Source organism: Variovorax sp. CCNWLW235 (genome assembly GCF_037204085.1).
Classification (GTDB): Bacteria; Pseudomonadota; Gammaproteobacteria; order Burkholderiales; family Burkholderiaceae_C; genus Variovorax.
Genome location: NZ_JBBCBW010000003.1, coordinates 244,212 through 265,950, shown reverse-complemented (window position 1 = coordinate 265,950; position 21,739 = coordinate 244,212). Strand labels below are relative to the sequence as shown.

Sequence of the window (21,739 nt, the reverse complement as noted above, 5' to 3'; positions counted from 1 at the left end):
CTTCGCAACAGCGTCACTCTATCCCAGCGATGAATGAATTCGAATGGCCTCCACGTAGGCCAAGTTCGCGAGTTTGCTCTCTCCTGCGGCAGCCTTATGACAGCCGCTTGACGCCCGGCAGCTCGCACGCATAAATGGCATTGCGCAACGCGGCGATGGCCTCGTAGCGCGTGAAGGTGCGGCGCCAGGCCAGCACCACGCGCCGCGTGGGCGGGTCGCGGTCCTGCGCGTCGCGCACCGGCAGGTAGCGCACCATCTGCTCGGGCTCCTTGCGTCCCTTGACCTTGGGCTTGAGCGCTTCGGCCGGCACCGAGAGGCGCGGCACCAGCGTCACGCCCATGCCGGACGCCACCATGTGCTTGATGGTTTCGAGCGACGAGCCCTCGAAGCTTTTTCGAATGCCCTCGGCATTGCTCGAGAAGCGGGCGAACTCGGGGCACACCTCCAGTACATGGTCGCGGAAGCAATGGCCGGTGCCCAGCAGCAGCATGGTTTCGTTCTGCAGCTCGTCGGAGGTCACCGATTCCCGGTCCGCGAACTTGTGCTTCACGGGCAGCGCCGCCATGAACGGCTCGTCGTAGAGCGGTGCCATGGCCAGGCCCGTATCGGGAAACGGCTCGGCCATGATCGCGCAGTCGATCTCGCCGGCTCGCAGCATTTCGAGCAGCTTGGCGGTGAAATTCTCCTGCAGCACCAGCGGCATCTGCGGCGTGCGCGCAATCACCTGGCGCACCAGATCGGGCAGCAGGTACGGGCCGATGGTGTAGATCACCCCCAGGTTCAGGGGCCCGGCCAGCGGGTCTTTTCCGCGCTTGGCAATTTCCTTGATGCTGGCGGCCTGGTCGAGCACGCTTTGCGCCTGCTGCACGATCTGCTCGCCCAGCGGCGTAACGGTTACTTCGCCCGCGCTGCGCTCGAAGAGCTTGACCTCGAGCTCGTCCTCGAGCTTCTTGATGGCCACCGACAGCGTCGGTTGGGAGACGTAGCAGGCCTCTGCCGCCTTGCCGAAGTGCCGTTCGCGGGCTACTGCGACGATGTATTTGAGTTCTGTGAGAGTCATAGCTTGCGTCAATTATGCGCAAGGGTGTGTGACCGGGCGCGGTCTGGGGTCGCCTTTCGGGCAAGGAGGCCGCATCGGCTGCCCGCCGGCGCCGCAAACCGCCCTATGCCTTCAGGTACTCGGCCTTGGTGCCGAGCCAGCGGTCGATATGCCGCTGCGCCAGGTCCGGGTGCTTTTGAAGCATGACCGGCGCCAGTTCGCGCGCCCAGTCGAGCAGCATCACGTCGGTGGTCAGGTCGGCAAAGCGCAGCAACGGTGCGCCCGACTGGCGCGCACCCAGAAACTCGCCCGGGCCGCGAATCTCGAGGTCGCGGCGCGCTATTTCGAAGCCGTCGCTGGTTTCGGCCATGGCCTTGAGCCGGGCCCGCGCCGCCTCGCCCACCCGCCCGCTGTCGCCCGGCGCATAGAGCAGCACGCAGGCCGATGCCGCAGCGCCGCGTCCGACCCGGCCGCGCAGCTGGTGCAGTTGCGAGAGGCCGAAGCGCTCGGCGTGCTCGATCACCATCAAGGAGGCGTTCGGCACGTCTACCCCCACCTCGATCACCGTGGTGCTCACCAGCACCTGAATCTCGTTGGCCGTGAAAGCCGCCATCACGGCCTGCTTCTCGGCGGTAGGCATGCGCGAATGCAGCAGCCCGACGTTGACCGCGGGGCCCAGTGCATCGGCCAGCTCGTCGCGCGTCTCGGTCGCGTTGCGCAAGTCAACCGCCTCGCTTTCCTCGATGAGCGGGCACACCCAGTACACCTGCCGCCCCTGCTCGACCTGCACCTGGATGCGGTCGATCACCTCGTCGCGACGGTGATCGGCCACCAGCTTGGTGACGATGGGCGTGCGGCCCGGCGGCAGTTCATCGAGCGTGGAGACATCCAGGTCGGCGTAATAGCTCATCGCCAGCGTGCGCGGGATGGGCGTGGCGCTCATCATCAGCAAATGGGGTTCGAGATGGCCACCAGCCTTGCCGCGCAGAGCGAGCCGCTGGGCCACGCCGAAACGGTGCTGCTCGTCGATGATCGCGAGCGCCAGGTTCTTGAAGCGCACCTTTTCCGAAATGACCGCATGCGTGCCGATCACCAGGGCCGCTTCGCCGCTTTCCACCGCGGCCGACATGGCGTCGCGCTCCTTCTTCTTCTGGCTGCCCGTGAGCCAGGCCACGCGCAAGCCCCGCTCGGCCAGCAACGGATCGAGCCAGCCCACCAGCTTGCCGAAGTGCTGGGCCGCAAGAATTTCGGTCGGCGCCATCAATGCGCACTGAAACCCCGCGTCGATGGCCCGCGCCGCGGCAAGCGCCGCCACCACGGTTTTTCCCGAGCCCACGTCGCCCTGCAGCAAGCGGTGCATCGGAATCTCGCGGCCCAGGTCGCGCGTGATTTCTTCGCCCACGCGCTGCTGCGCGCCGGTCAGGCCGAAGGGCAGCACCGCGAGCAATTGCGCATGCAGCGAGCTCGGCTCCGGCTCGGTCGAAGAAGGCAGCGCCGGTGCGCGCTGCGCCGCCCGCTCCAGCCGCGCCTGCAGCTGCGAAAGCTGCTGCGCCAACAACTCCTCCGCCTTGATGCGCTGCCAGGCGGGATGGCTGTGGTCTTCGAGCGTGGCCATGGCCACGTCGGGCGTGGGGTAGTGCAGAAAGGTCAGCGAACTGCGCAGGTCCCAGGCGCCTCGCAGCCCAATCTGCACCGGAATCGTCTCGTCGAGCACCGCACGTGCCAGGCCCGAACGCACCTCGCGCCGGAGCACGGGCTGCGGGAGCCCGGCCACGGTCGAGTACACGGGCGTGAGCGCCTCGGGCAGCGAAGTGCCGGCCGCCTTGACGGTCGGATGCATGATCTGGCGCCCGACGAAGCCGCCGCGCACCTCGCCCCGCACGCGCACGCGCGCACCCACCGCAAGCTGTTTCTGCTGCGAAGGGTAGAAGTTGAAGAAGCGCAGTTGGCAGGTGTCGCTGCCGTCGTCGATGGTGGCAATCAATTGCCGGCGGGGGCGGAAGACCACCTCGCATTCGGTCACCACGCCCTCGACCTGCGCCATGTCGCCGTCGCGCGTGTCGGCCAGCCGCACGATGCGAGTCTCGTCCTCGTAGCGCATTGGCAGGTAGAGCGCGAAATCGATGTCGCGCACCAGGCCGAGCTTGCGCAGCGAGCGCTGCACGGCGCTCAGGCCGGCACCGGGCGGTTGTGCCGGCGCGGCGGGGGGAGTCGGTTCTTTCTTGGCGGGCACGGGCAAGGCTTCTAGCGTGGACGGCAAAGGTCCGTCAAGGCGCTGCGGGCATCGGGAAACATGAACTGGAAGCCGGTGCGCAGCAGCTGCGCCGGCACTACGCGCTGGCCTTCGAGCAGCAGGTCGGCCTGCTCGCCCAGCAACCACTTCACGGGCGCGGCGGGCGTGGGCATCCAGCAGGGGCGATGCAACACACTGGCCGCGACGCGGGTGAAGGCCTCCTGGCCCAGTGTGCCCGGCGCGGTGACGTTGAAGGCCTGCGCGGTGACGGGGCCGGTGGCAGATTCGGTCGCGGTCCACACGTGTGCGACGGCGCGAATCAGGTCGTGCACATGCACCCACGAGAGCCACTGCCGCCCGCTGCCCAGGCGCCCACCCATGCCGAGTTGCACCGGCATCAGCAACTGCGGCAGCGAGCCCTGGTGGCCCAGCACGAATCCGAAGCGCAGGCAGGCGACGCGAACGCCGTGCGCCACTGCCGCGCGCGCCGCCTGCTCCCAACGCTGGCACAGCGTCGACATGAAGATGTCTTGCGGCGGCGCGTCTTCGGTGAGTTCAGTGGCGTCGCCCTGCGGCTGCACGCCGTAGTAGCCGATGGCGGAGCCCGAGAGCAGCAGCCACGGCTTGCGCGGGCGCGCTGCGATCCATGCGACGAGTTGCTGCGTCAGCCCCTCGCGGCTTTGCAGCAGCTGCTGCTGGCGCCGCGCGCTCCAGCGCTGGCCGAGGATGCGCGCGCCCGCAAGGTTGACGATGACATCGACGGCGTCCGCCGCAGGAATCTGGTCGAGCGACTCCACGCAGCGCACCGCGCCGCCGAAGCCCCAGGCGGCGGCGCGCGCGTTGCGCGTCCACACCGTTACTGCGTGGCCATCGGCCAGCAGGTGCCGCACGAGGATCTGGCCGATGAAGCCGGTGCCGCCCGTCACCAGCACCTGTTGCGGCTTCGTGCCGAAGTGCACCGGTGCCTGGGCGCCGCGCGCCTGCGCCTGCTTCTGTTGTTTGAACAGCGCGCGCGCCGCAAAGCCGTCGCGCATGCCCGAGATGCCGACGCCCACGCCGCACAGCGCGAGGAAGGCGCTGAGCCAGCCGTGCGGCTGCCAGACCATCGCGGTCGGTTGCGCGGCCCAGCCGACCGCGCTCATCGCCAGCAATGCGATGAACGCGCCGGCGTTAATGGCCAGCACCGTGTGCGTCACGCGTTCGGTCGGCGGCAGCAGGCGGCTGCCGTCTTCGACCACGAAGTCCCACAGCGTGAGCACGATCTCGACGCCGAACACCGCGAGCAACACCCACGCCCACGCGCCGTGCCAGGCCCACGCAGACAGCCCGAGGAACAGCAGGCAATAAATAGACGAACGCGTGGCGTGGATCGCCAGTTCGTGCCCCGCCGTGCCGCGGCGCGGCAGGGCTTCTGTGCCTTCGTGGTGGTAGAGCGTGTCGAAGGCGCCCAGCGCGCCCTGCACCGCCATGAGCTGCAGGGCCAGCAGGTGCGTGTCGATCATGCGGCCACCGCCTGCGGCTGCGTCACTTCTTCGAACACGCCGACCTGCGTGAAGGTGGTGCCCATGAGGCAGTGGCGAATCTCGATGCGGATGTTGAAGCGCTCGGGCGTCTCGTTGTGGTGCCACAGAAAAGTCTTGCCCGGCGTGAAAAGGCCCGGCAGCGGAATGCGCCAGCCGAACAGTTCCCAGAAATAGCCGTCGCTCTGGAAATGCAGGCTGCCGTTGGCTTCCACGCTCAGCACCAGCTTCATGCCTAGCCCCATGCCCACGTACTCCAGCACCTCGCCGCGTTCACTCTCTCGCATGAAGCTGGTGAACTGGATGGGTTGGCGCCCATGCAGGCGATAGATGCGCTGCTTGTAGATGGCCGGGTCGCCGGGCCGGGCGTAGACCTGGATTTCGACCGGAAAGTGGCTGTCGCTGTAGGGGATCAGCGCGCCCTGGATCATCGGCTGCGTGAGGTGCCCCAGCAGCTTGCCGAAGCGCGAGCAGCGCAGTTCGCTGAGCGCGCCCAGGTAGTGCAGCGCCTTGCCCGGCAAGGGGTTCTTGTCGAAGCGCCGGCGGATGTCGGGGTGCAGGCCCATCCAGGCACCGCCCAGGATCTTCTTGAAGAGCTCGCCTTCGGAAGGAGGAGCGGGGGACGGCGTGACACGCACGACAGAGGAATCGACCATGCGTCGATTCTGCCTCGGCAACCCCGGGCCAACCCCTGAGCGGTGCTGTGATTCCGGGCCATGGGACAATCGCCGCTCTCCGCCTTTTTCTCTTCCCATGCCTCCTTGGCACGGGCCCGTCCGGCCCTCAAGCACCATGCGCGCCTTTACGCTTTCCGATTTCGATTTCGACCTGCCCCCCGAACTGGTGGCGCAGCACCCGGCCACCGAACGCACTTCTTCCCGCCTGCTCGACGGCACCGGCAGCGAGCCGGCCGACCGCATCTTCAAGAGCCTGCCTTCGCTGCTGCGCGAAGGCGATCTGCTGGTCTTCAACGACACGCGCGTGGTCAAGGCTCGCCTCTTCGGCGAGAAGCCGACCGGCGGCAAGCTCGAACTGCTGGTCGAACGCGTGCTGCAGGGCAACGAAGTCGTCGCACACATGAAGGTCAGCAAGAAGCCGCCGGTCGGCACCACGCTGCAGATGGTGGGCGGATTTCGCGCCACGCTGCTGGGGCGCTGGCCCGAGGAAGATGGCGCGCTGTTCCGGTTCGGCTTTGAGAGCGACGCCGGCGAAGACCCCTACGCACTGATGGCCCGCTGCGGCCACGTGCCGCTGCCGCCCTACATCACCCACACCGATTCGGCCGACGACGAGAGCCGCTACCAGACCGTGTTCGCGCGGGTGCCCGGCGCCGTGGCGGCACCCACGGCGGCGCTGCATTTCGACGAAGGGCTGCTGGACGAACTGGAAGCCCGCGGCGTGCAGCGCGCCAACGTCACGCTGCACGTGGGCGCCGGCACTTTCCAGCCCGTCAAGACCGAGAACATTGCCGAGCACACGATGCATGCCGAGCGCTACGAGGTGCCCGAAGCCACGCAGCGCGCGATTGCCGAATGCAAGGCACGCGGCGGCCGCGTGGTCGCGGTCGGCACCACCACCGTGCGCACGCTCGAATCGTGGGCCAAGAGCGGTGAGGTCAGCGGCGACACGCGCATCTTCATCACGCCGGGTTTTGCCTTCGAGCACGTCGACCTGCTGGTCACCAACTTCCATTTGCCGAAGAGCACGCTGATGATGCTGGTCTCGGCCTTTGCAGGCTACGAGCGCGTGATGGCGCTGTATGCCCACGCCATTGCGCATCGATACCGCTTCTTCAGCTATGGAGACGCCATGCTGCTGGCGCGCGCCGCGCCATGAAGACCGGCGCCCCGCGCCTTTGGCTGGCCGCACTCGGGTGCGCGATGCTGCTGCCGACGGCCGGCCATGCGCGCGGCTACACGCCGCAGGGGCTCTGCGGCGACTATGCGCGGCTCGACGTCGGCAGCCCCGCAGGCACCTGCGTCGCGCTGCTGGCCGACGAGGCACAGGGCCTGCGCGCGCCCCGGCGCATCCTCGAGGTCGCGCCCGGCCGCTACTGGGTGGTCGACATGGGATCGTGGGAACCGCGCCGCGGCCGCCTGCTCGAGATGGTGCTGCCCACCGACGGTCCAGCACCGCGGCGCGCGCGCTTCAGCGTTCTGGCCGAGCAGCTGGACCGGCCCCTGGGGCTCGTTGCCGGACCTGACGGCAAGATCTACATCGGCGAGTCGGGCACGGTCTGGCGCACGGCTATTCCTTCGCCCGGCGGCGCACTGCAGCGCGAAACGGTGATCGACGGGCTGCCGGGCGACGGCACGCATCCGCTCAAGGAACTCGCGTTCGGACCCGGCGGGCGTCTTTACGTGAACGTCGGCTCCGATTCCGATGCCTGCCGCGATACCTCGTCGAAGCAATACCCGCTGCCCTGCCCCGACCTGGCCGGACCGAAGCCGCGCGCCGCGGTGTACGAAGCCGTGCTCTCCGGGCCGGACTACAAGCTGCAGAGCTTCAAGCCCTTTGCCACGGGCCTGCGCAACTCGGTCGCATTGACGGTGCTGCCGGACGGCCCGGCCAAGGGCACCGTGCTGCAGGGCGAGAACTCCATCGACTACGAAGACGTGGGACAACCACCCGAAGAGTTGAACCGGCTGCGGGCCGGGCGCGACTATGGCTGGCCCTACTGCGTCGGCAACCGCCGGCCCGCGCGCGGCTACGAGAACCGGCACGACTGCAAGACCACCGAGGCTCCGCTGATGCTCTGGCCGGCGCACGTTGCGCCGCTGCAGATGATCGTCGGGCCCGTGGGCAGCCGCTTCGCGGGCCAGTTGCTGGTGGCATGGCGCGGCCACCAGGCGCCCGGCCACCGCGTGGTGGGCTACAAGCTCGATGCGCGGGGCCTGCCCTCCGGCAAGCCCATCGAATGGCTCGCCGGCTGGAGCCCCAAGCCCGGCGTGCGCCCCATGGGCCGCCCCACCGGCATCACCGTCGACCGGCAGGGCCGCCTGCTCGCCGTCGAAGACTTCAACCGTACCATCCTGATGCTGCTGCCGGACCCCGGCGCCGCCACCCAGAAATGACCGACACCACGTCCCTGCCGCGCCTGAAGTTCGAACTTCTCAAGACCGACCCCGACAGCCACGCGCGCCGGGCCACGCTCACGCTCAACCACGGCGTGGTGCAAACGCCGATCTTCATGCCCGTGGGCACCTATGGCACCGTCAAGGGCGTGATGCCGCGCAGCCTCGAGGAGATGGGCGCGCAGATCATCCTGGGCAACACCTTTCATCTGTGGATGCGCCCCGGCCTGGACGTGATGGCGAGCTTCGGCGGGCTGCACCAGTTCGAAAAATGGAACAAGCCCATCCTCACCGACTCGGGCGGCTTCCAGGTCTGGTCGCTGGGCGCAATGCGCAAGATCAGCGAAGAGGGCGTCAAGTTCGCCTCGCCCGTCAACGGCGACAAGCTGTTCCTTACGCCCGAGGTCTCGATGCAGATCCAGACCATCCTGAACAGCGACATCGTGATGCAGTTCGACGAGTGCACGCCCTACGACACCAAGGGCCACATCACCACCGAAGCCGAGGCGCGCATTTCGATGGAACTGAGCCTGCGCTGGGCCAAGCGCTGCCAGCATGAATTTGCGCGGCTCGAAAACCCGAACGCGCTCTTCGGCATCGTGCAGGGCGGCATGTTCGAGAACCTGCGCGAAGAGTCGCTCGCCGCGCTGGTGGACATGGACTTTCCGGGCTACGCCATCGGCGGCGTGAGCGTGGGCGAGCCCAAGGAAGAGATGCTGCACATCATGGGCCACACGCCGCACCGGCTGCCGGCCGACAAGCCGCGCTACCTGATGGGCGTGGGCACGCCCGAGGACCTGGTGCAGGGCGTGGCGGACGGCGTGGACATGTTCGACTGCGTGATGCCGACCCGCAATGCGCGCAACGGCACGCTGTTCACGCGCTTCGGCGACCTGAAGATGCGCAATGCGCGCCACAAGAACGACCCGCAGCCCATCGACCCGAGCTGCACCTGCCATGCCTGTGCGGGCACCTTGGGTGTGAGCTGGAACGACGGCGGACGCGAGGGCTTCAGCCGCGCCTACCTGCACCACCTGGACCGCTGCGCCGAGATGTTGGGGCCGATGCTCACCACCATCCACAACCTGCACTACTACCTGAACCTGATGCGCGAAATCCGCGAATCGCTCGAGGCGGGCACTTTCACGGTTTTCAGGGCGCGCTTCAAGGCCGACCGCGCACGGGGCGTGTAGCCGCCCGCTTGTCTACTTCGCGGCAGCCGGCGCCTTGACGGCAAGCGGCGTGGTGTAGGGCTCGATGCGCAGCAGCTCGCTCTTGAAGACGGCCACCTGGCGCAGCGGCGCCTGAATGAGCGCGCCCCCCGCGTCTTTCTGCGATGCGTATTGCCACAGCGTGAGCTGCCCCTTGGCCGCGAGCAGCTCGGCCAGGCGCTGCACGCCGGGGCCTGAACCCGTGCCGAGTTGCGCCGCCTCCACCCCGACGATGATCTCGTCTTTGGGCGAAACCAGCTTGAAGAGTTGAATGGGCGCTGGCGCTTGCGCGCGCGCGGGCCGCACGGCGGCTGCCAAGGGTAGAAGCGCCAGGACGGCAAAGCCGCTCAGCGCGCGGCGACGATAGGAAATGTTCATGGCATCAAGCCTACCCACGCAGGCGCCCGCTGCCCACATGCCGGAAGCCATACGCCACGTACACCGGAGGTACGCAGGAGTAAACCGGGTTCGCCTGCAGATGTACATCCGCTACGCTAAACGCCATGACCACCGCTTCTTCATCATCACCTACCGCATACACCGCCCGCTATCCCTCGCTGGCTGGCCGCGCCGTGTTCATCTCTGGCGGCGCCACCGGCATCGGCGAAGCGCTGGTGCGGGCCTTCCACAACCAAGGCGCGAAAGTTGGCTTCTGTGACCTCGATGCCGCGGCAGGCCGTGCGCTCGCGGCCCAACTCCAGGGCGGCAGCCCCGTGCTGTTCTGCGAGTGCGACGTGACCGACACTGCGGCGCTGGCCGCCGCCATTGCCGCGGTGCGCGCGCAATTCGGCCCTATCGGCGTGCTGCTGAACAATGCGGCCAACGACCGCCGCCATGAAATGGCCGACGTGACCAGCGAAGATTTCGACCGGCTCGTGGCCGTCAACTTCAAGCACCAGTTCTTCGCCGCGCAGGCCGTGGCCGACGACATGCGCGCACTGGGCGGCGGCTCGATCATCAACTTCGGCTCGATCAGCTGGATGATCAAGGGCCGGGGCTACCCCGTCTACCAGGCCTGCAAGGCCGCGGCGCGCGGACTCACGCGGTCGCTGGCGCGAGACCTGGGCAAAGAGAACATCCGCGTCAATTCGATCGTGCCGGGGTGGGTGATGACCGAACGGCAGATCAAGCTGTGGGTCAAGCCCGAGTCCGGCGCCGAGATCGATGCGGCCCAGTGCCTGCCGGGCCGCGTGATGGCCGAGGACATTGCCGCCATGGCACTGTTCCTGGCCGCCGACGATTCGAAAATGTGCACCGCGCAAGACTTCGTGGTGGACGCCGGCTGGACCTGAAGCAAAAAAGCCCGGCATGCCGGGCTTTTTGCTGGGTCGACAACGAAGATCAGTCGCGCAGTTCGGCCGGCACCTTGCCGCCGTTGGCAGCCAGCTTGGTCATGACCTGGCGGTGCAGCCAGATGTTCATCTTCGCGCTGTCGCTGGTGTCCGCGCCATAGCTGAGTTCGGCCGCGAGCTGCTTGCGCGCGTCGAGGCTGCTGTCCAGGCCCAGCAGCTTCATCAGGTCGACGATGGAAGTGCGCCAGTTCAGGCTGCTTGCGCCGGGCATGCCGTCGAGCAGGGCCTCGACGTCCACCACGGTGATGGCTGGCGGCGGTGCCGCAGCAGCGGGTGCGCCGGCGGGCGCCGGTGCTGCCGGAGCAGCAGGGGCGGTGGCGGCGTTCGCGGACGGGAAAATCTTGGAAAGAATGCTGCCGAAAATGCTCATGCGTGTGCTCCGTCAATGTTGAGAACTGAAAACTTGCGGCAACAGTTGTGTCGCCGCCGGACGTTGTAGCACGGCCCTGCGGCGCTCCCGCTACACGGCGGGCCGAACCGCCGCGCCGGATGTGAACGAATCCGCAGACTCCGCGGCCGATGCGAGCGGCACCTGCGCCGCGGCGGACGTACCGCAGGCATGGCAGAACTTCGAGAACGCGCTCTTGCGGGTTTCGCACTGGCCGCAATGATCGAACAGGCCGATGCCGCAATGCGGGCAAAAGTCGATCTCGTTGTTCTTCAGGTCCACCGGCCGTTCGCAACCGGGGCACACGTTCTTGCCGAGCCGCGTGAGCGCGGTGTCGTAGCTGAGCTCTTCGCGCCGCACCTGGTCGGGCTGCTGCTCGGCCAGCTTCTGGCGGGCAAGGTAGCGGTTCAGCGCGACGATGGCGTAGCGCCCCACGAGCACCGTGACCAGGATGCCCACCACGTAGCGCACGTAGCCGCCGTAGCTCGGCATGTAGGGCACCAGCTCGACGAAGAAAGCAAACAGCGCAAAGAAGATGAAGCCCCAGACAAAGGGCCAATAAGTGCCCTTGCGCTTCTTCACGAACAACCAGCCCGCCACCGCCAGCAGGGGCAGCGTGAGCGCAAGCCTGTAGCCGAACACGCGCAGCTCGACGCGGCGGTACTCGGCCTCCAGCTTGTCCTGGGCGGCGCGCTCCAGCACGGCGAGCGATTCGCGGGCACGCTGCTCGCCCTGCCGCGCGTCGAGCACGATCTGGTGCTGCGCATTCACCTGCCGTTGAACCTCGTCTTCCTTTTGCTTGAAGGAGTCGAGCGCCTTGGTGCGCGCAATGAGTTCCGTGTCCTGGTCGGGCTGCGCTGTGGCGCGCCGCGTGGCTATCCAGTTGGCGAAGGTTTCGCGGGCGTTGGCACTGGCCTGCTGCGCGGCGCTGAGCTGCAGGCGAACCTGCTCGAGCTCCCGTGTTGCGACGAGCTCGGTCTGTTCCGCCGCCTTGATCGTGTTGCGCAGCGGCTCGGCCGCGGCACGGTCGATGAAGTCGTCCAGCTCCAGCGCCCGCTCGACCTGCGGCAGGTCACCCACGACGGTGCCGCCAAGCCCGATCAGGAAGCTTGCGAACACCAGGGCCACCAGCCACAGCCCGCGGCGAAACCACTTTTCGGACAGGCGCAATGACTTGCTCATTTTTTTCTTCCTCGTTTTCGTTTCGAAGCGCTAAGGCTCCGTTTGCAACTACAGCTTGAACGCTACCGGCGCCGCACCCAACCCCGCGCGCGGCAGCCACGCGAATACCGAATCGACCGTGACCGTTTCGATGCGGTCCGAAAACCGCTTGTCGTTCGGGTGATCGTCGAACGCCACATTGGCGGACCCCACGCGGCCGCCCAGACGAGTGAGCGGGCCGAGCCGCAGTGCCGTCGGTTCGTAGCCCTTGAACTGCATCCACGCCTGCGCCTGCCCGCGGCTGCCAATGGTGGCGGGCTCCATGGCCGCGGCCAGCGTCTCGACGGCCCACTGGTTCGACTGCTGGTACTTCTGCCCCCAGACGTAGCTCACGATGCTGTAGGGCGCCACGTTCAGCCGCACGATGCGGGACGGCGGCTCTTGCAGCGCGGCCAGCAACTGCGCCTGCACCTGCGGAGCCGGCACTACCCAGGCCGCCTCGTAGCGCCAGAGGTCGTCAAGAAAGAACTCGCCGAGCCCCTGCCGGTAGACCGCGGCCACGGCCGTGCCGCACTGGTTGAGCTTATGCACTACGCGCCATGGACCTTGCTCGGTCTTGTAGGCGATGCCCAGGTGCGAATAGCGCAGGCCGTACTTGCCCAGGTCTTGCCCGGCACGGGCAAGCAGCACGACGCGGGCGCCGCTCGCATCCAGCTGCTGCGACGTACGCTCGGCCAGCTGCATGCCCTTGACGATCAACTCGGCGGTCGGCTTGGCCTGCTCGCAGGAGCGGCCGGCCTGCGCTTGCAGCGGCAGCGCCGCTGCAAGCGCCAGGAGCGCCGGAAAAACCGCCTGGACGAGAGTGCGCTTCATGACAGCCTCTCGTTGTGCAACAGCGCGCGGCCGATGGCATTGGGCACAAAGGCCAGCACGTCGCCCGCGGCCGACAGCACGATGCCGGTGCCGATCACGCTGACCAGCACGCCCGTGCCGACCGAGGCGGACACGCCGTTGGCGGCGCGGCCCATGACCTTGACACTGGCGCGGGCGCCATCGGACGCACGCTCCAGCACGTAGACGGTGCCGTCGGCCGAAGCCTCGGCCGCCACCACGGCGAGCACCGAGCCGCCCACCGAAAGCGCGGCCGGCACCGCGACCACTGCCGTAGCCGAAGCCCCGACGGCGGATGCAGCCCCCACCACCGAGGCCACCGGCAGCAGCGAGAGGGCGGCCGAAGCCTCCGAAGCGTGGTTCTGGGCCTGGGCATGAAGGGGAAGCGCGGCGCCGGCGAACGCGGTGCAGGCAGCGACGAGGAGAGCAGCAATCGACTTTTTCATGACGGTCTTTCGTTGGTTGAAGTGCGGGTCAAAGCAAAGTGAAGGAGCCGCGCTCATTCGGCCGAGCCGGCAGCAGCTGCTTCCTGGCGGGCGGCACGGCGGCCTTGCAGGCGCGCTTCGACCAGGTCGGCTTCGTGGCGGTCTCGCAGCGTCTTGGCCAGCGTGAAGGCCGAGCTGATCAAGAACAGCCAGCTCACGCCCAGGAAGGCCTTGTAGGCATCGTTGATCTCCATGCGCACCAGGCCCCAGCCGGTCAGGCCCATGGCGGTGAAAAAGCTGCCCCAGACCACCAGGCGCCACATCGGCACGTCGCGGCTTGCGCTGCCACCGGCGTCCGCATGCTGGTTGTCGCGGATGAACTTGGCCAGCATGAAGGCGGTGCTCAGGCAGAACACATAGCCCATCACCATGAACGCACGGTCCAGCGCCTCGCCCGGCAGCCAGCTCAAGCCGGTGGCGCACAGGAACACGGCAATGGCGAAAGAAGCCCAGACCTGCAGCTGCCAGGCCCGCGTATCGCGCTGGATCGAAACAGTGGTGGAAGGGAAGGTTTGCATGAATGCCTCGCGGCGTAGTGAAGGTGGGCGAATGATGGTTCGCCCCCGCACCGCGAGGATCAAATGCTTCGGCCAGTTCCGGTTTGAGCCGCTACTGGTATCCCGAAAAGATACTTTCCGGCGCCTTGCGCGCCGGCGAGGCCTTGCCTCTGCGCGTCAGGCTGCCAGCAACCCGCTCACGCGCTGCTGCAACGCCTCGGGCTGCACTTCGACCGGCGGCACCGCGTGGCCGACGTTCAGCCCCACGCGGCTGAAGAAGCCGCGGCGGAAAGGCTTGGCCATGGCCACGTTCTGGCCGCCGCGCAACTCGATGCGGCTGAAGTACGAGCCCCAGAGGTTGGTCAGCGCCATCGGGATCACCGGCGGCTCGAGGCCTTCGGCGCGCGCGCTTTCGATGATCTTCATCACGCCGCCCTTGAACGGCTGCAGCTTGCCGTCGCGGGTGATGGCGCCTTCGGGAAAGATCGCCAGCAGGTCGCCCTCGCGCAGCACCTGCAGCGCCCGGGCAAAGGCGGCTTCATAGGCGGCGGGGTCTTCCTTCTGCGGCGCGATGGGGATGGCCTTGGCCAGCTTGAACAGCCAGCCGAGCACCGGTACCTTGAAGATCCGGTGGTCCATGATGAAACGGATGGGCCGTGGGCTCGCCGCCATCAGCAAGATGGCGTCGATGAAGCTCACGTGGTTGCACACCAGCACCGCCGCGCCTTCGGTGGGAATGTGCTCGTCGCCCTTGATCTCGAAGCGATAGACGAAGTGCGACAGCATCCACGCGATGAAGCGCAGTAGGTACTCGGGCACCAGCATGAAGATGTAGAACGCCACCAGCGCGTTTGCAATGCCGGTGAACAGGAAGATCTGCGGAATGGTGAAGCCGGCGCCGAGCAATGCGCCCGCGAGCACCGAGCTGCCGATCATGAACAGTGCGTTGAGGATGTTGTTGGCCGCAATGATCCGCGCGCGATGCGTGGGCTGGCTGCGCAGCTGGATCAGCGCATACATCGGCACGCTGTACAGCCCCGCGAAGAGCGACAGCAGCGCCAGGTCGGCCATCACGCGCCAGTGCGCAGCCTGGCTCACGAAGGCGCCCAGCCCCATGACCGCCGAGGCGGCATGAGCACCCGCCGCCGCGGGTGCGGGCGGCAACCCGCGCGATGCAAAGTACAGGTCGATGGCGAACACGCTCATGCCGATGGCGCCCAGCGGCACCAGCCCGATTTCGACCTGCCGGCGGCTCAGCGTCTCGCACAGCAGCGAGCCGATGCCGATGCCCACCGAGAACACCACCAGCAGCAGCGAGGCCACCTGCTCGTCGCCATGCAGCACTTCCTTCGCAAAGCTGGGGAACTGGCTCAAGAAGACCGCGCCGAAGAACCACATCCACGAAATGCCCAGCAGCGAACGGAACACCACGATATTGCCGTGCGCGAGCTTGAGGTTGCGCCACGTCTCGCTGAACGGGTTCCAGTTGATCACCAGCCCCGGGTCGGTGGCCGGTGCCTGCGGAATGGCCTGCGCCACGCCGCGTCCGACCAATGCCAGCAGCACGCAGGCCACCGCCACCGTGGTGTGGCCGATTTGCGGCAGCGCCACCAGCAGCCCGCCCGCCACCTGCCCGAGCAGGATGGCGACGAAGGTGCCCATCTCGACCATGCCGTTGCCGCCCGTGAGCTCGCGCGAGTCGAGCACCTGCGGCAGGTAGGCGAACTTGACCGGGCCGAACAGCGTGGAATGCAGGCCCATGAGGAACACGCAGCCCAGCAGCACCACCGCATCGGCGCGCATGAAGCCCCATGTCGCAATCAGCATGATCGCGATCTCGAAGTTCTTCACGAACCGGATGATCTTCGTCTTGTCGAACTTGTCGGTGAGCTGCCCCGCCGTGGCCGAGAACAGCAGAAACGGCAGGATGAACAGCGCACCGATCACCAGGCCCGCCATGGCCGGCGGCATCCAGCTCAGCTGGAGCTGGTAGGTCACCATGACGGTAAAGGCGAACTTGAAGAGGTTGTCGTTCGCAGCACCCGCGAACTGCGTCCAGAAGAAAGGCGCGAAGCGGCGCTGCTTGAGAAGCGCGAACTGGTTGGCGTGCGCGTTCGCCTCGTGGGGCGCGGTGGCGGCAGTCGCAGCAGCGGCGGGGGTTGTCATTCGAAGAATTCTCCTCAGGCCGTCAGGGCGGCTGCGTCGGGATTGTGCCGCAGCAGGGTGCCGCGCCAGCTCACGTCGAGCTTCCTGAGCGCCGCCAGTACCGGCAGGCCCGCCAGCGCCGCCACCAGGTGCTTGAGGCTGTGGCCGGAGATCAGCTGCCCGGACGCTTCATAGACCTGGTGGTCCGCCAGCTCGAAAGCCTTGGCCGCCGCGTAGAAGAAGATCACCCAGCCTAGCTTGAGGCCGACCGCGCCGCGCATCGGCGTGGCCAGCGCAAGCGTCAGCACCAGCGCCATGCCGCCGAACTGCACCAGGGCCCAGGGCAGGACATTGCCGGTCTCCTGGACCACCTCGGCCGCGAGCAACCCCGCCGTCAGCACGAACCAGGCCGCCGGCCAGCCCGCACGCTGGCTCACGCGCTCGCAGACCGCAATGCCGATCAGCCCGGCAAAGGCCACGGCCATGCCGGCGCGGTCGGCCGCAAGGCGGGGCGCGTCCGGCAGCAGGTGATAGAAGGCCGAGCCCGCGGCGGTGGCGATCAGGCCCGCGAAGAACAGCCAGGCGCAATCGAGCGTGTTGTCCGGCGGGTCGCTGGCCGGGGGTGCCAGGGGAAACTGGGCCAGCGCCTGCTGATGGGCCCGGTCGATGCGGTTGAGCCGGTACAGGCCCCAGCAGCCGATCAGCAGAAACGGCAGGTTGCTCAGCACGTCCATCGCATTGGGCAGGCCTTGCCAGGCGCGGTTGTCGGCAAACACCGAGGCAATTGCCACGTCGGCCGCGGGCAGCGCGGGGCCGAACAAAGCCACCAGCGCGAGCAGCGCAAAGGTGAAAAGCAGCCCGCGTTCGCGGCGGCTGAGAGTGGGCAGGAACATGGCGGACCTCGTTGGTTGGGTGGTACGAGCCGCGGAATTTAGTTGCCAGCCTCTCTGTAGGCATCGAGAATCGATACGAGGCATTAATTCACACCTTTCGGTATCCTTTTTCGATACCCCTCTCCGCACAAGCCATCTTTCATGAGCACCACCGTCGACCTCGTCCAAGCCCTCAAGAATGAACTCAAGAGCGCCCGAATGACCTATGCCGACCTGGCGCGGTCGCTCGACATGGCGGAATCCAGCGTAAAGCGCATGCTGGCCAAGAGCGACATGCCGCTGTCGCGCGTCGACGCGATCTGCCGTGCGCTCAAGATCGACTTTGCCGAGCTGGCCCGCCGCGTGGCCGACGCCCAGCCGCTGTTGAAGGAGCTCACGCAGGAGCAGGAAAGGGCGGTGGTCAAGGACAAGAAGCTGCTGCTGGTGGCCATCAGCGTGCTGAGCCAGTGGACTCTGGAGCAGATCGTGGCTTCGTACCGGATCACCGAGGCGGAATGCATCGGCTTCCTGGCGCAGCTGGACCGCATCGGCATCATCGAACTGCGGCCGCTCAACCGCTACCGGCTGAAGCTGGCCAAGACCTTCCGCTGGCGGCCGCACGGCCCGGTGATGGAGTTCTTTCGCGAGAACGTGGTGCTCGACTACTACCGCGGCGGCTTCGACGGCCCGGCCGAGGGGCTGCTGCTGGTGCACGGCTCCATCAGCCGCTCATTGGCGCCGGCGTTTTTGGAGCGCCTGCAGCGCGTGGCGCAAGACTTTGCGCAGCAGCACCAGACGGACCAGAAGCTCTCGGCCAAGGACCGCGAGGGCTACACGCTGCTGCTGGGCATGCGGAATTGGGAGTTCGAGGCCTTTACCCGGCTCCGCCGCGCCTGAACCTCAGGTTTCAGGGCTTCGCAGCTTCGAGAGCGTCGCGCGTGGTGCGCGCGGCCTTTTTAGCCGCCTCGGCGAAATCGTCGCCAGAGGAGGCGTAGATGATGGCGCGCGACGAGTTCACGATGATCGGCGCATCGGCGCGCCAGCCAGCGCGCACCGTGGCCACCGCATCTCCGCCCTGGGCGCCGACACCCGGAATCAACAGCGGCACCGTGGGTGCGAGCTCGCGCACGCGCTCGATCTCGGCCGGATAGGTGGCGCCCACCACGAGGCCGAGCTGCCCGTTGAGGTTCCACGGGCCCTGCGCGAGCTTGGCGACGTGCTCATAGAGAAAGGGCTGGCCCTCGATGTCCGCAAGGCGCTGGCCCTGCAGGTCGGAGCCGCCGGGGTTGCTTGTGCGGCACAGCAGAAAGGCGCCTTTGCCTTCGTGCTTGAGGTACGGCGCCACCGAGTCGAAGCCCATGAAGGGCGACAGCGTCACGGCATCGGCGCCATAGCGTTCGAAGGCCTCGATGGCGTACTGCTCGGCGGTGGAGCCGATATCGCCGCGCTTGGCGTCCAGGATGACGGGCACATGGGGCGCGTTGCGGCGCATGTGCTCCATCAGTTGCTCCAACTGGGCTTCGGCGCGGTGGGCCGCGAAGTAGGCAATCTGCGGCTTGAAGGCAATCACCAGGTCGGCCGTCGCATCGACGATGCGGGCGCAGAAGTCATAGATGCGGCTCGCGTCGCCCTTGAGTTGCCCCGGGAACTTGGCTGGCTCCGGATCGAGCCCCACGCAGAGCAACGAACCGTTTTTTTGCTGTGCGGTGGCCAGCTTGTCGAGGAAAGTCATGGGGCCCGATTTTAAGGACCCGCCGGCCGCCGCTTAATTCGACGGCGTTTGCTGGTCGGCTGCCAGGCACAGGTCGGCCCAGGCGCGCGCCTTGTCGGCGGGGTTTCGCAGCAGGTACGCCGGGTGGTAGGTGGCCACCACCGGCACGCCGTTGACCGAATGCAGCGGCACGGCGCGGCCGCGCAGCTTGCCGAGCGGGTCGGCGCTTTGCATCAGGCTTTGCGCGGCCAGCGGGCCCATGGCGAGCACCATGCTGGGCGCCAGCGCGGCGGCATGCTCCTCGAAAGCCTCGGCCATGGGACGCGGGCTGCCGGGCTGGCCGGCGGCCACGCCGCGGTGCGTGCGCATCAGGTGCACCGGCGTCTTGCCATCGTGCAGCTTGAGGGCGCGCAGCATGTTGTCGAGCAATTTGCCGGCGTCGCCCGCAAAGGGCTCGCCGTGGCGGCCGTCGGCTTCGGGCGGCATGTCGGCCACGACCAGCCAGCCGCCCTGGGCCGGTCCGGTTCCGGCGTCGGCGTACAGGCGGCGGGGCGTTTCGACCAGCACGGCGGCGCCATGGGCGAGCGGTGCTGCAGCAGCGGGGCGTGCCACCGGCGGCTGCGCCGCGGCGGGCCGCGCGGCCAGTGCATGCGCGGGCGAGGCAACGGGCGCCACCGGCGTTTCGGCGACGTACGGCTCGCGCGCATCGGCAGGCGGCGGCTCCGCCGTCACCGCTTGTGCTTCTGCAACGACGGGGGTCGCCTCGACGGCTTCGGGCATCGGCCACCAGACCTTCACGCCCATTTCGTCGAGCATCGCGCGCTGGCGCGCATCGAGCTTCAGTGTCTGTACCGCACTCATCGCAAGGCTCCCCAGGCGGAGCCTGTTTCGTTCAATCTCAGGCTCATGACCACGGCGTCCTCGCGCTTGCCCTCGTGCGCCGGGTAATAGCCCTTGCGCACGCCGACGCTGCGAAAACCCTGGCGCACATAGATGTCGAGCGCGCGCTGATTGCTTTCGCGCACCTCGAGCCACAGCCACTGCGCGCCTTCGCCGCGAGACCACCCGGTCAGCGCCTCGAGCATCAACGGCGCCCAGCCCTGGCGCTGGAAGGCCGGCGCCACAGTGATGTTGAGCAGATGCACCTCGTCGACGCCTTTCATGGCGACGTAATAGCCGATCAGCGTTTCGCCGAGGCTGGTGACCGGCGTGGCCAGGTTCGGCAGCGAGACCGGCGCGAGCAGGCATTGGCACTGGTAGCCAACCGCCATGGAATCGATGAAATTCCCGCGCGTCCAGGGATGGCTGTAGGCCGTCTGCTCCACCGCGCACACAGCCTCGAGCCGCTCGATGGTGAGCGGTTCGAGTCGGGCTTCGACGGGTTGAAGAACGGCACTCATGGGTTGGTTACCGGTGAAATCGCAACCGCGGCCGCCTTGATGGCGGCGCGCTCTTCCGTGGTTTGCGCCACTTTATCGCGAACATAGAGCGGCCAGGCATGTGCCGCATCCACCGTGCGCCCGGCGGCCAGCAGTGCCGGAGCCAACCGGAGCATGGCGGTGGCGGTCGGCAGCACCTCGTGGCGCGCCGCAGCCGGCGCCAGGCGCGGGCCGTAGGCGGCAAAGGCATTGCCGGCGAGCGCCCAGCCGGCGGGCACTTCGAGCGCCTCGGGGGCCAGCAGCAGCGGTTCGTTGTCGTTGCCTTGCAACGCACCGAGTTCGCCCCCGCCTTCGAAGTCGTAGCGGGCGGCATACAGCTGGTCCATGCGCGCGTCGAGCACCGCGACCACCTGGCGGGCGCCGAAGGCATGGCGCGCTTCCTCCGCCACGGCCAGCAGCGTATCGACCGGCAGCAACCGCACGCCGGAGCCGAAGGCCAGGCCCTGTGCCACCGAGCAGGCGGTGCGCAAGCCCGTGAAGGAACCCGGTCCGCGGCCGAAAGCGATGGCGTCGAGCGCGGCCAGTTCGATCCCCGCCTCGGCCAGCAATTGCAGGATGAGCGGGATCAGCGTGCTCGACGCCTGCGCGCCGCCTGCGCCGCTGTGCGTGAACAGGCGCTCGCCGTGGCGTACCGCGACCGACAGGTGTTCGGTGCTGGTGTCGAAGGCCAGGAGCTTATGCATCGCGGCGTCCCACGGCTGCGGCCACCGGTACCGCGGGCATTGCGGCATTGCGCGCTCCAGCGGCTTTCTGCACGCCGAACAGGATGCCGGCGGTCACCAGCAGCAGGCCGGCAACCAGGTTCCAGTAGAGCGGCTCGTCGAGCCAGATCACCGCGCCGAAGGCCGAGAGGCCGGGCACCAGTGCCGTGATCATGGTGCTGCGCACCGGCCCGAAATATTGAATCATTTTCGTGAAGGTAATGCCCGAGATCACCACCGAGCCGATACCCTGGAACAGCATCTGGAACGCCACCTCGCCCCACGGCGCGGAGCCGATGTGGCTCACGACCGCACCGCCCGCCACCAGCAGGCTGTACACCGGCACATAGGTCAGCAACGCGAACACGGTGATGGCGATGGTCGCGCGAACCGCATCGAGCCCATGGCGGCGTGCCACCACGCTGTAGCAGGCCCAGCAGAACGCTGCGCCCATGAAGAGCAGGTCGCCCTTCCAGACCTCGCCGCCCTCGAAGGCGTGCAGCAGGCTGCGCCCGCCGACCATGAGGTCGCCGGCAACGATCAGCGCCAAGCCGAAAGCGCGGCCCGGGGTGATGCGGTCGCGCAGCACCAAAGCGGCCAGCAGCGTGGTCCACAGCGGCAGGCTGCCCGGCATCAGCACCGCGGCATGGCCCGCGGGCGCAAAGAAGAAGCCGCTGTACGCGAGCATGGCGTAGGCGAGCCCGCCGAAGACGCCGGCGGTGGCGGTGACGCGCAGGGAAAGAGGCGAGAGCCCGAACAGCGAGGAGGCCGTGCCCTCTTGCTGTTCGCGGCGGCTCTTCATGACCAGCCACGCACCCCATGGAACCAGCACCATACTGGCGCCGCAGATGCGCGCCAGGGCCAGGTCGAAAGGCGTGAGCGAGCGTCCGGCCGAGGCCCGGGCGATGACGATGAAGGCGGTCCAGACCAGCACGGTGACCACGGCCGCGCCGATGCCGAGCGTGCGGGGCGAGAAACGGGGCGTGGCAGGCATCCCCCGATTATCGAGGGCCCGCCGTC

22 protein-coding genes are annotated in these 21,739 nt (G+C 67.7%); 5 read left to right on the top strand and 17 right to left on the bottom strand.

Annotated elements, in window-relative coordinates; genetic code table 11:
- Positions 1–94 precede the first annotated feature (94 nt).
- From V9L21_RS05940 to V9L21_RS05925, 4 genes are all read right to left on the bottom strand, one after another.
- A complete protein-coding gene (locus V9L21_RS05940) occupies positions 95–1,060 on the bottom strand; it encodes a LysR substrate-binding domain-containing protein (RefSeq protein ID WP_337309985.1) in 966 nt (321 codons plus the stop codon).
- 103 nt (positions 1,061–1,163) lie between these two features.
- On the bottom strand, positions 1,164–3,272 hold the full coding sequence (recG, locus tag V9L21_RS05935) for an ATP-dependent DNA helicase RecG (protein ID WP_337309983.1): 2,109 nt from the start codon (positions 3,270–3,272) through the stop codon (positions 1,164–1,166).
- 11 nt (positions 3,273–3,283) lie between these two features.
- The gene (locus tag V9L21_RS05930) at positions 3,284–4,774 is read right to left on the bottom strand and encodes a TIGR01777 family oxidoreductase (protein ID WP_337309981.1); all 1,491 of its coding nucleotides are present in this window, start codon (positions 4,772–4,774) and stop codon (positions 3,284–3,286) included.
- Entirely contained in the window at positions 4,771–5,448 is a 678-nt protein-coding gene (locus V9L21_RS05925) for a DUF4166 domain-containing protein (protein WP_337309979.1), read from the bottom strand. The genes V9L21_RS05930 and V9L21_RS05925 overlap by 4 nt, the downstream gene beginning before the upstream one ends.
- Before the next feature lie 136 nt (positions 5,449–5,584).
- Here V9L21_RS05925 and queA point away from each other — a divergent pair, with 136 nt between their 5' ends.
- The 3 genes from queA to tgt are packed head-to-tail and all read left to right on the top strand — an operon-like array spanning position 5,585 to position 9,059.
- Positions 5,585–6,628 carry a tRNA preQ1(34) S-adenosylmethionine ribosyltransferase-isomerase QueA gene (gene queA / locus V9L21_RS05920; RefSeq protein WP_337309977.1) on the top strand — a complete coding sequence of 348 codons (1,044 nt, stop codon included), beginning with the start codon at positions 5,585–5,587 and terminating at the stop codon, positions 6,626–6,628.
- A complete protein-coding gene (locus V9L21_RS05915) occupies positions 6,625–7,866 on the top strand; it encodes a PQQ-dependent sugar dehydrogenase (RefSeq protein WP_337309975.1) in 1,242 nt (413 codons plus the stop codon). The genes queA and V9L21_RS05915 overlap by 4 nt, the downstream gene beginning before the upstream one ends.
- On the top strand, positions 7,863–9,059 hold the full coding sequence (gene tgt / locus V9L21_RS05910; protein ID WP_337309973.1) for a tRNA guanosine(34) transglycosylase Tgt: 1,197 nt from the start codon (positions 7,863–7,865) through the stop codon (positions 9,057–9,059). The genes V9L21_RS05915 and tgt overlap by 4 nt, the downstream gene beginning before the upstream one ends.
- Positions 9,060–9,071: 12 nt before the next feature.
- Here the strand turns inward: tgt and V9L21_RS05905 are convergent, their stop codons facing one another.
- The gene (locus V9L21_RS05905) at positions 9,072–9,455 is read right to left on the bottom strand and encodes a hypothetical protein (protein ID WP_337309971.1); all 384 of its coding nucleotides are present in this window, start codon (positions 9,453–9,455) and stop codon (positions 9,072–9,074) included.
- A 125-nt stretch (positions 9,456–9,580) separates the two neighbouring features.
- Here V9L21_RS05905 and V9L21_RS05900 point away from each other — a divergent pair, with 125 nt between their 5' ends.
- On the top strand, positions 9,581–10,369 hold the full coding sequence (locus V9L21_RS05900; protein WP_337309969.1) for an SDR family NAD(P)-dependent oxidoreductase: 789 nt from the start codon (positions 9,581–9,583) through the stop codon (positions 10,367–10,369).
- Positions 10,370–10,418: 49 nt separating this feature from the next.
- Here V9L21_RS05900 and V9L21_RS05895 read toward each other — a convergent pair whose 3' ends face one another.
- The 7 genes from V9L21_RS05895 to V9L21_RS05865 form a co-directional block, all read right to left on the bottom strand.
- Complete coding sequence (locus tag V9L21_RS05895) at positions 10,419–10,799, bottom strand: DUF3597 domain-containing protein (protein WP_157616330.1); 381 nt, start codon at positions 10,797–10,799, stop codon at positions 10,419–10,421.
- Between the two features lie 90 nt (positions 10,800–10,889).
- Positions 10,890–11,999 (bottom strand): zinc ribbon domain-containing protein, encoded by a 1,110-nt coding sequence (locus V9L21_RS05890; RefSeq protein ID WP_337309966.1) that lies wholly within the window; start codon positions 11,997–11,999, stop codon positions 10,890–10,892.
- Positions 12,000–12,047: 48 nt separating this feature from the next.
- On the bottom strand, positions 12,048–12,851 hold the full coding sequence (locus V9L21_RS05885; protein ID WP_337309964.1) for a DUF2145 domain-containing protein: 804 nt from the start codon (positions 12,849–12,851) through the stop codon (positions 12,048–12,050).
- Positions 12,848–13,315: a hypothetical protein gene (locus V9L21_RS05880; RefSeq protein ID WP_337309962.1), complete on the bottom strand. Its 468-nt coding sequence runs from the start codon at positions 13,313–13,315 to the stop codon at positions 12,848–12,850. Before V9L21_RS05880 ends, V9L21_RS05885 begins: the two co-directional genes overlap by 4 nt.
- A gap of 53 nt (positions 13,316–13,368) precedes the next feature.
- Positions 13,369–13,872 (bottom strand): YiaA/YiaB family inner membrane protein, encoded by a 504-nt coding sequence (locus tag V9L21_RS05875; protein WP_337309960.1) that lies wholly within the window; start codon positions 13,870–13,872, stop codon positions 13,369–13,371.
- 156 nt (positions 13,873–14,028) lie between these two features.
- A complete protein-coding gene (locus tag V9L21_RS05870) occupies positions 14,029–16,017 on the bottom strand; it encodes an MFS transporter (RefSeq protein ID WP_337309958.1) in 1,989 nt (662 codons plus the stop codon).
- A 14-nt stretch (positions 16,018–16,031) separates the two neighbouring features.
- On the bottom strand, positions 16,032–16,889 hold the full coding sequence (locus tag V9L21_RS05865) for a hypothetical protein (RefSeq protein ID WP_337309956.1): 858 nt from the start codon (positions 16,887–16,889) through the stop codon (positions 16,032–16,034).
- 141 nt (positions 16,890–17,030) lie between these two features.
- On the opposite strand from V9L21_RS05865, the gene V9L21_RS05860 reads away from it, so the two are divergent.
- The gene (locus tag V9L21_RS05860; RefSeq protein ID WP_258502883.1) at positions 17,031–17,765 is read left to right on the top strand and encodes a helix-turn-helix domain-containing protein; all 735 of its coding nucleotides are present in this window, start codon (positions 17,031–17,033) and stop codon (positions 17,763–17,765) included.
- A gap of 10 nt (positions 17,766–17,775) precedes the next feature.
- Here V9L21_RS05860 and pyrF read toward each other — a convergent pair whose 3' ends face one another.
- Genes pyrF through V9L21_RS05835 form a run of 5 tightly spaced genes read right to left on the bottom strand, consistent with a single transcriptional unit; the run spans position 17,776 to position 21,713 of the window.
- Positions 17,776–18,600, bottom strand: coding sequence for an orotidine-5'-phosphate decarboxylase (gene pyrF / locus V9L21_RS05855; RefSeq protein WP_337309954.1), 825 nt, complete (start codon positions 18,598–18,600; stop codon positions 17,776–17,778).
- A gap of 33 nt (positions 18,601–18,633) precedes the next feature.
- Positions 18,634–19,440 (bottom strand): uracil-DNA glycosylase family protein, encoded by an 807-nt coding sequence (locus V9L21_RS05850; protein WP_337309952.1) that lies wholly within the window; start codon positions 19,438–19,440, stop codon positions 18,634–18,636.
- A complete protein-coding gene (gene rimI / locus V9L21_RS05845; RefSeq protein ID WP_337309950.1) occupies positions 19,437–19,979 on the bottom strand; it encodes a ribosomal protein S18-alanine N-acetyltransferase in 543 nt (180 codons plus the stop codon). Before rimI ends, V9L21_RS05850 begins: the two co-directional genes overlap by 4 nt.
- On the bottom strand, positions 19,976–20,701 hold the full coding sequence (tsaB, locus tag V9L21_RS05840; RefSeq protein ID WP_337309948.1) for a tRNA (adenosine(37)-N6)-threonylcarbamoyltransferase complex dimerization subunit type 1 TsaB: 726 nt from the start codon (positions 20,699–20,701) through the stop codon (positions 19,976–19,978). The genes rimI and tsaB overlap by 4 nt, the downstream gene beginning before the upstream one ends.
- Positions 20,694–21,713 carry a DMT family transporter gene (locus V9L21_RS05835; protein WP_337309946.1) on the bottom strand — a complete coding sequence of 340 codons (1,020 nt, stop codon included), beginning with the start codon at positions 21,711–21,713 and terminating at the stop codon, positions 20,694–20,696. Before V9L21_RS05835 ends, tsaB begins: the two co-directional genes overlap by 8 nt.
- Between the last annotated feature and the right edge of the window lie 26 nt (positions 21,714–21,739).